The organism is Cystobacter fuscus DSM 2262 (assembly GCF_000335475.2).
Taxonomy (GTDB): Bacteria; Myxococcota; Myxococcia; order Myxococcales; family Myxococcaceae; genus Cystobacter; species Cystobacter fuscus.
Map to the genome: position 1 here is coordinate 423,960 of NZ_ANAH02000064.1, position 16,699 is coordinate 440,658.

Consider the following 16,699-nt stretch of genomic DNA (forward strand, 5'->3'; position numbering starts at 1 on the left):
GATGACTTCCACGTCCAGCTTCTCGTCGAGCACGTGGTGCTTCTCAAGCCTGGGTCGCGGCGAGATAGAACTGGAAGCGCGCCACCGGGCGGTAGCCCAAGTGCAGGTAGAGCTGATAGCCGACCTCCGAGGCATGCAGCACGGTGCGCTCCAGGCCCCAGCTGCGCCTGGCCTCGGCCAGACCGTGGCGGAGCACCGCCTCGGCGAAACCCCGCCGCCGGTACTCCGGCCGTGTGGCCACCACCGCCACGTAGCTCACGCCCTCCAACGCGAACACCGCCGCGCCCGAGACCGCCTCACCCTGGCAGTACCCTACGTAGCCTCGCCCATTGCCCTCATACAGCCCCTCCCACCCAAGCAGCTCTCTTCCCCACGCCAGCGGAACCTCATGGCTGATCGCATTGAGATCGCTCAGGTGCTGGCGCTCCTCCGCGTCCGCCATCTCACGGACTTCCAACTCCGGAGGTGGCCTCCGCGCCGGAGCTAGCCGTTCGGCCACCATGCCCGTGAGCGAGAACATCGGCGATAGGCCGAGCCCATCGAGCACCTGCCGGGCCCTCGGCCGCAGCGCTCCGGCCAGCCGGTCCTCGCTCAGCACCAGCATCCACCTCCGCCCCTGTCGCGTGAAGTAGTCGGTTGCCGCCGCGACGGCCTCCTCCAACTCTTGCTCCGAGCAGGCGGGGGCCGGCAGGAAGGCCGTATTGAACACGAACCACTGCACGTTCGCCGAGGCAATCAACACCTCCGGCCGCTCGATTACCTCGCCGTGAGGGCAGTGCCGAGCATGATGGCTCCACGCCTTGTAGAGCTGCTCGTGGGACTCGTGCAGTGCATGGCGCTCGGCTTGCTGCTTGCTTTCGACAATGGGTTGCGTGGGCATGGGGTGCTCCCTGCCTCCTACAATGTGCACCGGCCACGCTCTCTGTCGTGACGATCAGCGCTCCCTTCGAGGACCACCAACGGTAGATGGTCTGCTTTCCCACCTTCGCGCGCGGCGACCCTGTCGAGCGTGAAGGCCGCGTAGCCCTCGCTCCGCGACAGCTCCAGCACCCAGGTGGGTTCAACGCGGCTCAAGGCAACAGGAAGACGCGATCCTCGAAGTCCTCGGTGAAGCGGTGGCCGTCCTCGTCGACGAGGGGCTGGCCGGCCGCGTCCACCGCGGTGGTGCAGGGGTACGGGTTGGCGGCCTGGGCGGCGGGCCGCACGAACATGGGTTGCACGAGCCACGTGCCCCGGGCGTTCGCGTAGGCGTTGCACATGAGCTGGACCTTGTTGCGGTTGAGGACGAGCTTGAGCCGCGTCGCGTCCTGCAGGAAGGCCAGGTCCGTGTCCGAGTCTCCCGCCGCGAAGACCTGGCGCTGGTGCTCGTCCGGCTGACGCGCGAGCTGCTGCTCCGCGGGCTGGTGGTAGATGACCTTGTTGATCCAGCAGCGCTTGCCCTGGTCGTAGGTGATGAGGGTGTCCTCGCCATCGGCCATGGGCCCGCAGCCCTGCAGGTGCGCCGTCAGCTGGCCCTGGGCGTCCGTCACCGAGCGGATGCCCACCACCCGGTTGGGCTTGACGCCGATGAGCTGCTCGGAGACGGCGTCGATGACGAACTGGGGCGAGGCGGTGAGCACCCAGACGTCGAAGCCGTTGTCCTGCATCGTCTCCACGAGGTCCACCATCTCCTCGTACACCCGCACGTGGTAGGCGAGCCCCGTGACGCTCCCCACCGTCTGCGTGGTGCCGACGGGATTGAATGCGTTCTCCGCGTAGGCGGACCGGGCGAAGCCGCGAACCTCCTCGGGGGTGTGGCCCGCCTGGAGCTGGGCCACCCAGGCGTAGGAGGTATTGAGGGTGAGGGTGAGCTGCTTGTCCCAGGCCGCCTGGGCCGCGCGCGTCTTGCCGCTGGAGTAGATGCTGACGAGCTCGTCGGCGCACGCGGCGTGTTCGCTCGTGCGCAGGGGTTGCCCCGGCTCGCCGGCCGGATCACACGCGGAGGTGAGGGCCGCCCGGGCCTCCGCGGTCAGGTGACGGCTGGTGGTGCTCCAGTCCTTGCCCGCGGGTTGGAGCACCTTGTCGTGCCGGAGCATCCAGAAGAAGGTGGCGTCCCCGAGGTCGTTCTTCACCAGGGTGTTGTCCCAGTCGAACACGGCCACGGGGCGGTTCCTGGGGTCGAACGTCGGGCTGGCGATCCCCACGTCCCGAATCAGCGCGTTGAGCCGCTCGCGGTTGTCCGGCAGCCAGCGTCCGAGCTTGTCATCCAGCAGCCGCCGGGGCGTGACAGGGCCGTCAGCGCCCTTGGGACCCGTGGGCCCTTCGGGACCCTGCGGGCCCGTGCACGCGAGGGGCGCGCTGGCGAGACAGCCGGCCAGGACGAGAAGGGAGAGCGGCCCGGACATGGGAACGGAGCGGGGAGTCGGCATGGGCGCATTGTCGAATCCCACCCGAGTCACATCAATCAGGGCCACCTCGGCATGCCGTGCAACTCGTCCGCTCGCCGGCTTGGCGGACGCGACGCGTCAACCTGGTAAATCGTGACAGCTCCGAGAGCAGGGCTGGGCAAAGTCAGCCCTCCTCTGTAGACAGCAGCCCATGGTTTCAGCCCAGGTTGGTGCCTCCCTGGTGGAGCTCCTGGAGCGCCGCGCCGCGGCCCATCCGGACGCTCCGCTGTACACGTTTCTCCTCGACGGTGAGCAGGATTCGCGGGTCTTCACGTACGCGCAGCTCGCGGCGCGTGCGCGTGCCGTGGCGGTCCGGCTCGCCCAGGTGGCGGCGCCTGGAGATCGTGCCCTCCTGCTGTGCGAGCCCGGGCTCGATTACATCGCGGCCTTCTTCGGCTGCCTCTATGCGCGCGTGGCCGCGGTTCCCGCCTACCCCCCCAACCCCATGCGGCTGGAGCGGACGCTCCCCCGGTTGCAAGCCGTCGCGGAGGACGCGCGCACGACGGTGGTGCTCACCACCACCCCCATCCTGGAGATGAAGGAGGGGCTCATGGGCATGGCCGAGCCCGGATCCGTCTTCGCCCGGGCCACCTGGCTCGCGGTGGATGACGTCTCGGAGCGGGATGCGCTGGGCTGGAAGGCCCCCGAGGTGGGGCGCGAGAGCGTGGCGTTCCTCCAGTACACCTCCGGCTCCACCTCCGCGCCCAAGGGCGTGGTGCTGACCCACGGCAACCTGCTGCACAACCTGGAGGTCACCTCCCGCGCGTTCGGCACGGGGCCCGCTTCCCGGCTCGTCATCTGGCTGCCGCCGTACCACGACATGGGACTCATCGGTGGGCTCATGCAGCCGCTCTTCGGTGGCTTCCCCGCCACGCTCATGTCCCCGCTGGCGTTCCTCGAGCGGCCCCTGCGCTGGTTGGAGGCCATCTCGCGCACCCAGGCCTCCATCAGCGGCGGCCCGAACTTCGCCTACGATCTCTGCGTCCGTAAATCCACGCCCGAGGAGCGCTCCCGCCTGGACTTGCGCGCGTGGGAGGTGGCCTTCTCCGGCGCGGAGCCGATCCGGCCGCGCACGCTCGAGGCCTTCGTCGAGGCGTTCGCGCCGAGCGGCTTCCGGCGCGAGTCCTTCTTCCCCTGCTACGGTCTGGCCGAGGGAACCCTGTTCATCACGGGCGCCCAGCGCGGCCAGCCCCCCGTGCTCCTGCCGCTCGATGCCGAGGCCCTGCGGCGCAACGAGGTGCGGCCCTCCACCGAGGGCACTCCGGTGACGACGCTGGTGGGCTGTGGCACCTCGCCGCGAGAGCAGCGTCTGCTCATCGTGGATCCCGAGACGCGCGCCGTGTGCCCTCCCGAGCGGGTGGGGGAGATCTGGGTGTCGGGTCCGAGCGTGGCCCAGGGGTACTGGCAACGGCCCGAGGAGTCGCGGGCGACCTTCGGTGCCACCCTGACGAGCGGCGAAGGGCCCTTCCTGCGGACCGGGGACCTGGGCTTCCTGTCGGGACCGGAGCTGGTCGTCACCGGGCGGCTCAAGGATCTGATCATCATCCGCGGGCGCAACCACTACCCGCAGGACATCGAGCGCACGGTGGAGGTCTGCCACCCGGCCATTCGCGGTGGCTGCTGCGCGGCGTTTCCCGTGGAGGTGGGCGGCGAAGAGCGGTTGGTGGTCGCGGCCGAGGTGCGGCCCGACAGCTCGCCCGAATCCCTCTACCCCGAGGTGCTTCGCGCCGTCTCCGAGGCGCACGAGCTCCAGCTCCACGACGTGGTGCTGCTCGCGCCCGGGGCCCTGCCCAAGACGTCGAGCGGCAAGGTGCAGCGCCGCGCGTGCAAGGAGGGCTACCTCACCGCGACGCTGGAAGAGGTGGGGCGCATGGGCACGCTCGCGCCGGCCGCCGCTCCTCCCGCCGAGGAGGCCGAGGCCCCTCGCCGGGTCCTCGACGCGGCGGAGGTCACCCGCTGGCTGCTCGAGCGCATGCGGGCCGGGGGCCGGATGCCGCCCGGTGCCTCCGCGGCGTCCCCGCTGGCCAGCTTCGGGATCGACTCGCTCGGCACCGTCAACCTGGCGCACGACGTGGAGCAGGAGTTGGGGGTGGCGCTTCCCCTGGCGCGCTACCTGGTGGCGCCGAGCCTCTCCGCCCTGGCCGCGGAGATCGTCTCGGCCCGCGCGACCCAGGCCGTCCGCGCCAGGCCCGAGGACGAGGTCCTTCTCTCCGAGGGTGAGCGGGCGCTCTGGTTCCTGCAGCGGCTCTCGCCCCGGAGCACCGCCTACCACGTGAGCCGCGCGGTGCGGATCTCCGGAGGGGTCAAGGCGGAGGCGCTCGAGCGGGCCTTCGTGGAGGTGATCGCGCGCCATGAGGCGCTGCGCACCGTCTTCCCGGCGGTGGACGGCTCGCCTCGCCGGGTGATCCAGCCGCACGGCCGCTTCCAGCTCGAGCAGGAACAGGCGCGGGGACTCGCCGACGCGGAGCTTCGTCGCCGCGCGAGCACCTGGGCCGCCGAGCCGTTCGACCTCGAGGCCGGTCCGCTGCTCCGCGCGAAGCTGTTCTCCCTGGGGGACGAGCAGGCCCTGCTGGTGCTCAACGTGCACCACATCGTCTGCGACTTCTGGTCCCTGGGGCTCGTGTTCGACGAGCTGCGCACGCTCTACACCGCCCGGGTCGAGGGCCGTGAGCCGCGCCTGCTCGCCGTCACGCACCGCTACGTGGACCACCTCGCGTGGCAGCGTCAGTGGCTGGCGTCCGGGGAAGGGGAGGCGAGCTTCTCGTCCTGGAAGGAGGCCCTGCGCGGCCCCCTGCCGGTGCTCGAGCTGCCGACGGACTTCCCTCGTCCCGAGGCGCCCGCCTTCGCCGGAGACTCCCGCACGTTGCTGCTGTCTCCGCGCGTGGCCAAGGCCATCCGCACCCTCGCCGAGGCCACTGGCACCACGCTCTACACGGCGCTGCTCGCGTGCTTCCAGTTGCTGCTCCACCGCCACAGCGGCCAGGACGACATCGTGGTGGGCTCGCCCTTCGCGGGCCGCGGGCGCGAATGGACGTCGCGCGTGGTGGGCTACTTCATCAACTCCCTGCCGATGCGCACCCGCTTCTCGGAGGGAATGACGTTCTTCGAGCTGCTCCAGGGGCTGAAGTCCACCGTGGCCTCCGCGCTCTCCGAGGGTGATTACCCCTTCTCGCTCCTCCCCGCGAAGCTGGAGCTGCCGCGCACCGCGGGCCGCTCTCCCATCTTCCAGGTGATGTTCGATCTCCAGCGCGCTCCCCAGCGCGAGGAGGAAGGGCTCACCGCGCTCGCGCACGGCACGGGCCAGGGCCAGCCCATTGCCTTCGGTCCGCTCGTGCTCACCCCGTTCGCGCTCCCGCAGAGCGCGGCGCAGTTCGAGCTGACCCTGGCGGCCACGGAGCGGCCCGATGGGCTCTCGCTCGTGATGGAGTACGACACCGCCCTCTTCAGCGCCGACACCGTCGATCGTCTGTTGCAGGGCTTCGCCACGCTCGTGGAGGCCGCGGGGCGCACGCCGGGTGATCCCGTGATGGCCCTGCCCCTGCTGCGCAACGAGCAGCGCGAGCGCCTGCTGCGCGCGAGCCGGGGCGCCCCGCGCGAGCTTCCCGCCGGGTCCCTGGTGCAGCGCATCGCCGCCCAGGCGGATGAATCGCCCGAGGCGCCCGCGGTGCTCTCCAGCGCCCGGGTGCTCACGCGCCAGGGACTGCGCGCCAGTGTCTCGCGCCTGGCCGCCCAGCTCTCCGCCCAGGGCGTGGGCCCCGACCAGCGGGTGGGTCTGCTCCTGCCGCGCTCCGCGGAGTTCATCTCCGCCGCGCTCGCCACGCTGGAGGCGGGTGCCGCCTTCGTGGCGCTGGACCCCGCTCACCCCGCCGAGCGGCTGCGCGACATCGTGAGGAGCGCGGACCTCCGGGTCATCATCTCCTCCGGAGCCCACGTGGGCGCGCTGGATGCGCCCGACGCCGTTCGCCTTCCCGTCGACGAGTCGCTCGTCGTCGTCCTGGGTGGCTCGAGCACCGCGGCGTCCCATGTGTCCCCGGCTCCGGAACACCTGGCCTATGTGAGCTACACGTCGGGCTCCACCGGGCGGCCCAAGGGCGTCATGGTCTCGTGCGAGGCGATGCACAACCACGCGGAGGCCGTCCGCCGGCTGTATGCGCTCTCTCCCACGGATCGCGTGCTGCACTTCGCCTCGGTGTCGTTCGATGTCGCCGTGGAGGAGATCTTCCCCACGTTGCTCGGCGGCGCGGCGATCGTCGTGCGTCCGGACGACGTGGGCGATGTGCGCGCGTTCCTGGACTTCGTGCGCGCCCAGGGGGTGACCGTGCTCAACCTGCCGGCCTCCTACTGGCATGAGTTGGTCACCGCGCTCGTGGAGGAGCGCCTGCCCTGGCCCGATGCCGTCCGGCTCGTGGTGGTGGGCAGCGAAGCGGTTCGCGCGGACCGGGTGCGGGCCTGGGACTCGCTGGGCTTGAGTGGCGTCCGGCTCATCAACGCCTATGGCCCGACCGAGAGCGCCGTCACCGCCACCACCCATGAGCACCGCGCTCCGCTCGTGGGCACGGGCCTGCCCATCGGTGGACCGCTCGACAACGTCGAGGCCCGGGTGCTCGACCGGGAACTCAACCTCGTTCCTCCCGGCGTCCTGGGGGAGCTCTACCTCTCGGGGAGCGGCCTCGCGCGGGGCTATCTCGGCCGGCCCGATCTCACCGCCGAGTCGTTCCTCCCGGATCCGCACGCACGTGAAGAGGGCGCGCGCATGTACCGCACGGGCGACCTGGCGCGCACCCGCGCCGATGGGACGCTCGAATTCGTGGGCCGCGCGGATCAGCAGGTCAAGGTGCGTGGCTTCCGCATCGAGCCCGCCGAGGTGGAGGCCGCGCTCGCCACGGAGCCCTCGCTGCGCGAGTGGGTGGTGGTGGCGCGACAGGATGGAGGCCCGGCGCGGCTGGTGGCCTACCTCGTTCCGGCCGCTCCCGAGACCTTCTCGTTGGCTCGGCTCCAGGAGTCGCTGGCGCGCAAGCTCCCCGGCTACCTGGTTCCCTCCGCCTTCGGCGTGCTCTCCGCGCTGCCGAAGCTCCCGAATGGCAAGGTGGACCACCGCTCCCTGCCCGCCCCGGAGCGCACGGAGCGCAAGTCCGTCTCTCCCCCGCGCACCCCCGTCGAGCGGTCGCTCGTCGAGGTGTGGAAGTCCGTCCTGCGGGTGGAGGAGGTGGGGATCGATGACAACTTCTTCGATCTCGGCGGAGAGTCGCTGCTCGCCATCCAGCTCATCAGCCGGATGCGGCAGGTGGGCCTCGGGCTCACCACCGCGCAGATCTTCCAGCACCAGACCATCGCCCGGCTGGCCGAAGTGGCGGTGCCGCTGGCTGTCCCGGCCACCGAGCCTCGTCCCGAGGGCGAGGTGCCGCTCACGCCCATCCAGCGGGACTTCTTCGCCCTGGAGACCCGCGAGCCCCACCACTGGAACCAGGAGGTGCTGCTGGGTCTGTCACCCCAGGTCGATCCCTCCGTGCTGCGACGCGCGCTCGAGGCCGTGGTGGGCGCGCACGACGCCTTCCGGCTCCGGTTCGAGCGGAGCGGGGAAGGGGGGCGCCAGTTCCATGCGCCCGCGCCGGCTCGCACGCTGGCGTGGTTCGACGCCGAGGAGGCGGAGGTCTCCGAGAAGACGGCTCGGGCCGTGCGGTCGTCGTTGGAGCTGTCGCGGGGTCCGCTCTGTGGCGCCGCGCTCGCGGGCCGCGAGCTGTTCATCGCCATCCACCACCTGATCGTCGATGCCGTCTCCTGGCGCATCCTCCTGGATGATCTGGCGCTGGCCTACCGTCAGCTCCAGGCGGGCCAGTCCGTGGACCTGCCGTCGCCCACGGCGTCCTACCAACGGTGGAGCCGCGCGCTCGAGGCACATGCGCGCGAGGAGTCCGTCCAGTCCCAGGCGGCCTACTGGCGCGAGCGGTGGCGGGGCGCGACGCTGGAGCTACCCCGGGATGGAGCGGGGCCCAACGTCGAGTCCTCCGCCGAGGAGCTGACGGTGAACGTGAGCCCCGAGCTCACCCAGCGGCTCGTGCAGGCGGTGCCCGCCCGTCACCGGCTCTCCGTGCAGGACGTGCTGCTGGCGGCGCTCACCCGGGTGCTCACGCGCTGGAGCGGTCATCCATCGGTGGTGGTGGACGTGGAAGGCCACGGACGCGAACCGGTGGGTGAGTCCATCGATCTCTCGCGCACGGTGGGTTGGTTCACCTCCGTGTTCCCGTTCCGTCTGGACGGGCCCGTCCAGGAGCCGCTGGAGCTGCTCGCCCACGTCAAGGCGGCCATGCGCGCCGTGCCGGAGCGCGGGCGGGGTTACGGCCCGCTGCGCGCGAACGGTACCGTGGGGGAGGGGAGCCGTGGAGCGTCCCTGCTCTTCAACTACCTGGGGCAGCTCGATCTGGATGCGCGAGGCTCGGAGCTGTTCACGCCCCTTGAGGCCCGGCTCGGCTCGCCACGAAGCCCGACGTCGGCGCGCTCCCACCCGCTCACCCTGGACTGCGCCGTGCAGGCGGGACAGCTCCGGCTCACCTGGGGCTTCTCGCTCGACGTCCATCACCGCGAGACCCTGGTCCGCCTCTCCGGGCAGTTGCTCTCCGAGCTCGAGTCCCTGGTGGAGGCGGCGCTCTCGGCTTCGTCCCGGCTGATCGATCCCGCGGACTTCCCGCTCGCGGGGCTGCCGGCCGCGACGCTCCAGACGCTCGCAGCGAGCCGCGAGGGCTTCGAGGACGTCTATCCGCTCTCTCCGGTGCAGGAGAGCATGCTCTTCCACCACCTCTATTCGCCCGACTCGGCGGTCACCGTGGAGCAGTCCGTGTTCCGCGTGGTCGGCGCGCTGAACGTGGAGGCGTTCGAGCAGGCGTGGCGCACCATCTTCGAGCGGCACCCGAGCCTGCGCGCCACGGTGCACTGGCAGGGCCTGCCGCATCCGGTGCAGGTCGTCCACGGCGGCGTGGCGCTGCCCATCGAGCGGCTCGACTGGCGCGCTCAGTCGCCCGAGCAGGCGCGGCAGTCCCTCCAGGCGCTGCTGGAGGCGGACCGCACGCGGGGCTACGAGCTGAGCCGCCCGCCCCTGATGCGGCTGTTCCTCATCCGCCGCTCGGACTCCGAGTGGGAGGTGGTGTGGAGCCACCACCACCTCATCATCGATGGGTACTCGCTCCCGGTGGTCGTCCGTGAGCTGGACGTCCTCTACACGGCGCTCGCCGCCGGACGGCCGGTGGCGCTGGACTCGCCCCGTCCGTACCGCGACTACCTCGCCTGGCAGAAGCAGCAGGACCTCCAGGCCGCGGAGGCGTTCTGGCGCCAGCAGCTCCAGGGCTTCACCACCCCCGTCCGGTTGATGCAGGGGGGGGCCCAGGTGCACGCCGGCACGGGTGCCGTGGGCAGGACCGAGGCCCGGGTGGACGCCGGGCTCCAGACCCGCTTGCGCGAGGTGGCGCGTCAGCACCGCGTCACGTTGAGCACGCTGGTGCAGGGCGCCTGGGCGCTGTTGCTGTCGCGCTACTCGGGGCAGCGGGACATCGTCTTCGGGAGCACCACCTCCGGCCGTCCTCCGGCCCTGGAGGGCGTCGAGTCCATCGTCGGCTGCTTCATGAACACGCTGCCGCGCCGGGTGCGCGTCTCACCCTCGCAGCCCGTCTCCGAGCTGTTGCAGTCCTTCCAGCGGCAGCAGGAAGAGGTCCGGCGCTTCGAGTTCACCCCGCTCGCCATGGTGCGCTCCTGGAGCGAGGTGCCCCGCGTCAGCGCGCTCTACGATCTCTACGAGACGGTGATCGTCTTCGAGGACTACCCGCTGGATCAGTTCCTCGAGCGCGGGCTGGGCGGGCTGAAGCTGCTGCCCTCGGACTTCGAGGCCCAGCTCGACTACCCGCTGGTGCTCTATGTCTTCCCGCAACCGGAGCTGCGCTTCCTCCTGGTGGCGGATCTCACCGCGGTGAACCAGCCCTGGGTGGAGCTGATGCTCCATCGCTTCGTCGAGTTGTTGGAGACCATCGCCGAGCAGCCGGCCGCGACGCCCGCTCAACTGCGGTGGGTGCGTGGCCAGGCCCAGGAGCGGCTCGAGGCGTGGAACCGCACGCAGCGGCCCATGCCGGAAGAGACCGTCTTCGCGCGCATCGACGACTGGGCCACCAAGACGCCCAACGCCCCGGCCGTGGTGTTCGAGGAGCAGAGCCTGGATTACGCCGGGCTCAAGGATCGCTCGGACCGGCTCGCCGCGTTCCTCCGGGCCCGGGGCATCGGCCCCGAGACCACCGTGGGGCTGTTCTTCGACCGCTCCCTGGAGTCGATGATCGGCACGTTCGGCGTGCTCAAGTCCGGTGGCGCCTACGTGCCCATCGATCCGTCCTACCCGGCCGATCGCATCGCCTACATGATCGGTGACGCGCGCTCGCCGGTCATCCTCACCCAGCGCAAGCTCGTGGAGCGGCTCCCCCCGCACGCGGGAGAGACGGTGTGCCTGGACGAGCCCGGCCTGCTGGATGACGTGGCGCCGCTGCCGCCGCTCACGATCGACCTGGATTGGCCCGCCTACGTCATCTACACGTCGGGCTCCACGGGGCGGCCCAAGGGCGTGCAGGTCACCCACCGCAACATCGCCAACTCCACCTTCGCCCGCTACTTCGCGCTGCCGAGCAACCCCAAGGCCTACCTGCTGCTGGCGCCCTTCTCGTTCGACGCGGCCGGCTGCGGCATCTACTGGACGTTGCAGACGGGCGGCGCGCTGGTGCTCCCCCCCGAGGCCCTGCGCGAGAACGCGCTGGAGATCCCCCGCCTCATCGAGCACCACCGCATCAGCCACCTGAGCTTCACGCCCTCGCTCTACAGCGCGGTGCTGGACGTGGCGGATCCGCGGCAGCTCGCGACGCTCGAACTGGTCATCGTGGCGGGCGAGGCACTGCCCCCCGCGCTCGTGGAGCGCCACCACCGCGTGGTGCCCCAGGCCGTCCTCTTCAACGAGTACGGCCCCACGGAGTTCACCATCTGGGGCACGGTGCACCTCTGTCTGCCCGAGCCCGGCGCGCGCCATGTCCCCATCGGCCGGGCACTCACCAACATGCAGGCGCTCATCCTCGACGAGCGCTTGAACCTCGTCCCCCCCGGCCTCATGGGCGAGCTCTACCTGCGCGGTGACAACCTGGCGCGCGGCTACTACCGCCGGCCCGAGTTGACCGCCGAGCGCTTCCTGCCGGATCCCCACGCGCCGCGGCCGGGCGGACGCATGTACCGCACGGGAGATCTCGCCCGGTACCGCCCGGATGGAGCCATCGAGTTCCTCGGGCGCGCGGATCATCAGGTGAAGATTCGCGGCTTCCGCATCGAGCCCGCGGAGGTGGAGGCCGCGCTGGAGGCCCACCCGGACATCCGGGACAAGGTGGTCGTCCCGCGCATGGACACCGGAGAGGCCCGGTTGGTGGCGTACCTGGTGCTCCGCGTGGGCGCCACCCAGCCCTCGGTGGGAGAGCTGCGCCGCTTCCTCGGGCGCTCGCTGCCCGACTACCTCATCCCGTCCTCCTTCGTCTTCCTGGAGGCGATGCCGCTGTCGCCCAACGGCAAGGCGGACCGGAGCAAGCTGCCAGCGCCGGTGCTGGAGCGCGAGACACTGGAGCGGCCCCTCATCGCCCCGCGCAACGCCACCGAGGAGGTGGTGGCTCGCATCTGGGCCGAGGTGCTCGGCCTGCCCCAGGTGGGCGTCGAGGACAGCTTCTTCGAGGTGGGCGGTCACTCGCTCAAGGCCACGCAGGTGGTGTCGCGGCTGCGCGAGGCGCTGCGCGTGGAATTGCCCCTGCGCACGCTTTTCGAGGCCCCCACCATCGCGGGCTTGAGCGAGCGCATCCAGCTGCTCCTGCGGCCGGGGACGCCGGAGGTGGGAGTGATCCGGCCTCGCGAGGAGACGCAGAAGGCACCGCTCTCCTTCGCCCAGCAGCGGCTGTGGTTCCTCGATCAGCTCGAGCCGGGAAGCGCCGCCTACAACATCCCCCTGGCGCTGCGGCTGCGCGGAGCGCTGGACATCGCGGCCCTGCAGCGGGCGTTCGAGACGCTCGTCCAGCGCCACGAGACCCTGCGCACGGTGTTCCCGACCGAGGAGGGCAAGCCGGCATTGCGGCTCTTGCCCACGCCCGGCGTCCACCTGGACCGGGTGGATCTGCGCGGCGTGGCGGACAGCGCGCGCGAGGAGTCCCTGACGCGCGTGCTGGCCGAGGAGGCACGGCGTTCCTTCGACCTGTCGGGGGGGCCGCTGCTGCGCGCCTGCCTCGTCGCGATGGAGGAGCAGGAGCACGTCCTCCTGCTGACGCTGCACCACATCATCGCGGATGGCTGGTCCATGGGCGTGCTGGTGCGCGAGCTGGGTGGGGCGTACATGGCCCATGCGCTCGGCGAGCAGCCCGCGCTGCCCGCGCTGCCCGTCCAGTACGCGGACTACGCGGCCTGGCAGCGCCAGCTCCTCCAGGGCGAGGTGCTGGAGCGGCAGTTGTCCTACTGGCGCACCCAGCTCTCCGGAGCGCCGCCGGTGCTTCAGCTCCCCACCTCCAAGCCCCGCCCGGCCCTCGCGAGTGCCCAGGGCGCCACGGAGCGGCTGACGCTGACGGCGGAGCAGACCCGGGCCATCCACGCCCTGGCCCGTGACGAGGGCGTCACGCCCTTCATGGTCCTGCTGTCGGCCTTCGGCGCGCTGCTCCACCGCTACTCGGGACAGACGGACGTCGTCATCGGCACGCCGATCGCCAACCGTCACCGGGCCGAGGTGGAGCCACTGGTGGGCTTCTTCGTCAACACGCTGGCGCTGCGCACCGACCTGTCCGGCGATCCGGCGTTCCGCGCGCTGCTGGCCCGCACGCGCGAGGCCACGCTGGGCGCCTATGCCCACCAGGACATCCCCTTCGAGTTCCTCGTGGAGGCGCTCCAGCCGAGCCGGGACCTGGGGCGCACGCCCTTCTTCCAGGTGATGCTGGTGGTGCAGAACGCGCCCCTCCCCGAGCTCTCGGTGAATGGGCTCACGCTCACCCCGCTGGCCACCGACAGCGCCACGGCGAAGTTCGATCTCACCCTCTTCCTGGAAGAGGAGGACGGGCGCTTCCTCGCCTCGTGGGAGTACCGCACGGACCTGTTCGACGCCGCCACCATCCGGCGGATGCACGGGCACTTCTCGTCCCTGCTCTCCGAGGCCCTGGTCCAGCCCGAGCGGCCCTTGTCCCGGCTGCCGTTGCTGTCCCCGGACGAGCAGCGCCAGCTCCTCACCGAGTTCAGCTCCGGCCCCGCCAGACGGGGACCGCAACCCCTGGCCCACGAGCTGTTCGAGGCCCAGGTGGCGCGCACGCCGGAGGCGGTGGCCGTGGAGTGTGGCGCGTCCCGGCTCACCTACCGGGAGCTGGAGTCGCGCGCGAACCGGCTGGCCCGCGCGCTGCGCGAGCGGGGCGTGGGTCCGGATGCCCGCGTGGGGCTCTTCCTGGAGCGCTCGAACGAGCTGGTGATCGCCCTGCTCGCCGTGCTCAAGGCGGGCGGCGCCTATCTGCCACTCGATCCGAGCCTCCCCCGCGAGCGGCTGGCCTTCCTGCTCCAACAGGCCTCGGTGTCCGTCGCGCTCACGTCGACGGCCCTGGGCGGAGCGCTCGCCGAGCATCCGGTGTCCGTCGTTCTCGTCGATTCCGAGACGCCGCCGTCGGGAGTGGAGGAGCGCCCCGTCGCCAGTGGCGTCTCTCCGGAGAACCTGGCCTATGTCCTCTACACCTCGGGCTCCACCGGTGCGCCCAAGGGCGTGATGGTGACGCATGGAGGCCTGGCCAACTACCTCGCGTGGTGCGCCGAGGCCTACGGCCCCGGCAGTGGCGCGGGGGCTCCGGTCCACTCGCCCATCGGGTTCGATCTCACCGTGACCAGCCTCTTCGCGCCGCTGCTCGCGGGGCGAAGGGTGGTGCTCATCCCCGCGGGCCAGGAAGTGGACGGGCTGCTGCGGGCACTGCGGGAAGGCGAGCCCTTCAGCCTGGTGAAGTTGACCCCGGCCCACCTGGAGCTGCTGCGGCACGAGCTGACGCCCGAGGAGGCGGGCAGGGCACGCACCCTCGTCATCGGAGGCGAGGCCCTGGTCGCCGAGGGGCTCCAGTTCTGGCGCGAGCATGCACCCGCCACCCGGCTCATCAACGAGTACGGGCCGACCGAGACCGTCGTCGGCTGCTGCACCTTCGAGGTTCCCGCCCACCATCCGTCCACGGGCGCGATCCCCATTGGCAGACCCATCCTCGACACGCGGCTGTACGTGCTGGATGCGCATCTGCGGCCCGTCCCCGTGGGCGTGGTGGGCGAGCTGTACATCGGCGGCGCGGGAGTGGCCCGGGGCTACCTGGGCCGGCCCGACCTCACCGCCGAGCGCTTCGGACCGGATCCGTTCAGCGGCCTGCCCGGCGCGCGCCTGTACCGCACGGGAGACCTGGCCCGGTACCTGCCGGACGGCAACCTGGACTTCCTCGGCCGCGCGGATCAGCAGGTGAAGATCCGCGGCTTCCGCATCGAGCTGGAGGAGATCCAGTCCACGCTCGAGCGGCATCCCGCCGTGGCCGCCGCCGCCGTGACGACGCGCGAGGATCTGCCCGGTGGACGGCAGCTCGTGGCGTACGTCACGCCCAGGTCCGGGCAGTCCCTGTCCGGGGAGGAGTTGAAGTCCTTCCTGGCCACGAAGCTGCCCCACTACATGGTGCCGGCTTGGTTCAGCGTCCTGGAGGCGCTGCCCCTGACGGCCAACGGCAAGGTGGATCGCGCGGCCCTGCCCGCGCCCGTGCGCGAGGTGAAGACCCAGACGGGACCGGTGTCGCCTCGCACGCTCACCGAGGAAGTGCTCGGGGAGATGTTCGCCTCGGTGCTGGGTGTGCCGTCGGTGGGCATCCACGACAACTTCTTCGAGCTGGGCGGTCATTCACTCCTGGCGACGCAGTTGCTCGCCCGGTTGCGTGCCCGGTTCGATGTTCCCATCCAACTGCGTGATGCCTTCCAGACACCGACCGTGGCCGGGCTGGGAGTGCTCATCGACGAGTTGCTCGCGCGGGAAGCGGCGAGGTTGGAGGCCGAGTTGGGAGAGGAGATCTCCCAGCTCTCGGACGAGGAAGTCGAGCGGCGGCTGCGCGAGATGGAAGAGGCCGAGCGCGAAGGGACGGAGTAGCTCTTTTTCCCGAGGTTGAATCCCATGGAAACACTTCCAGCATTCTTCGATCCGACCCCCGTCGCCGAACGGCGCGATTGTCCCTATCAAGCGGGCGTCACCGCGGACCTGTCCGAGTTCCGCGCCGCGCTCGCGACGCAGGACATGCTCTCGGGGCTGAAGCAGTTCGAGGCCCGCTCCTCGGTCCAGACGGCGCAGGCCATCCTGGTGGACTGGGCGCTCGTCTTCGCGGTCTGGGCGGCGTGCCTGTACGTGTCACCCTGGCTGGCGCCGCTGGCGGTGCTGATCATCGGCAACCGGCAACGCTCGCTCGGCAACCTCCTCCACGATGGCGGCCACTGGAGCCTGGCCGACGAGAGCGGCAAGAACGACTTCTGGGTTCGCTTCTTCCTGGCGCCGCCGCTCTTCAACGCCACGGGCCTGTACCGGGACAGCCACCGCACCCATCACCGCCACCTGGGCTCGCTCCAGGATGATCCGGACTACATCCACCGGGACGAGTTCCATCAGATGTCCTGGCCGAGGATCCTCGCGATCAACGTGTTCTCCTGGCCGACGTGGAAGGGCTCCGTGGTGGGGCACCTGCCGCGCATCTCCTGGAAGGAGCGGGCGGTGATTGGCGCGTGGTGGGCCGTGGTGCTGGGGGTGCTCGCCCTGGTGTCGGGTCCGTGGGGCGCCGCGGGGTTCCTGGGCCTGTGGCTGGCGGCCAGGGCCACGGTCTTCCACTTCATCACCACGTTCCGGGAGATCACCGACCACGTCGGCCTGCGTCCGGGCTCGCTCAAGGGCTTCAGCCGGAACTCGCCCCGCTCGGGGCTGGGAAAGCTCTTCTTCCACCCGCGCAACAATGGCTATCACCTGCTCCACCACCTGGATCCGCGCATTCCCTTCCATGCCCTGCCTCGGGCTCACGCCTACTGCATGAACCTGCCGTGGTACGCGTCGAGCCACCATTGTGACGGCTACTTCTTCGGGAAGCACGCGATCGTCGACTGCTGGCGGGGACGTTGCCCCATGGCCATCGCCCATGCGGAGTCGACTCCGGGCTCGCGGCCCGCCTCTGTCTCCATCACGGCCCACGCCGGCTGAGCCTCACCCCCCC

Annotated in this window: 4 protein-coding genes; 2 read left to right on the plus strand and 2 right to left on the minus strand. The window is 70.9% G+C overall.

The window, feature by feature from the left end; all coding sequences use genetic code 11:
* Positions 1–43: 43 nt before the first annotated feature.
* The gene (locus tag D187_RS38980) at positions 44–880 is read right to left on the minus strand and encodes a GNAT family N-acetyltransferase (RefSeq protein ID WP_002631541.1); all 837 of its coding nucleotides are present in this window, start codon (positions 878–880) and stop codon (positions 44–46) included.
* 190 nt (positions 881–1,070) lie between these two features.
* The gene (locus tag D187_RS38985) at positions 1,071–2,408 is read right to left on the minus strand and encodes an HAD family hydrolase (RefSeq protein WP_155893902.1); all 1,338 of its coding nucleotides are present in this window, start codon (positions 2,406–2,408) and stop codon (positions 1,071–1,073) included.
* A gap of 169 nt (positions 2,409–2,577) precedes the next feature.
* Between D187_RS38985 and D187_RS38990 the strand changes: the two genes are divergently transcribed.
* Together D187_RS38990 and D187_RS38995 are read left to right on the plus strand one after the other, a co-directional pair.
* Positions 2,578–15,597 (plus strand): non-ribosomal peptide synthetase, encoded by a 13,020-nt coding sequence (locus D187_RS38990; RefSeq protein ID WP_002631545.1) that lies wholly within the window; start codon positions 2,578–2,580, stop codon positions 15,595–15,597.
* Between the two features lie 24 nt (positions 15,598–15,621).
* A complete protein-coding gene (locus D187_RS38995; RefSeq protein ID WP_002631547.1) occupies positions 15,622–16,686 on the plus strand; it encodes a fatty acid desaturase in 1,065 nt (354 codons plus the stop codon).
* Positions 16,687–16,699: the final 13 nt, after the last annotated feature.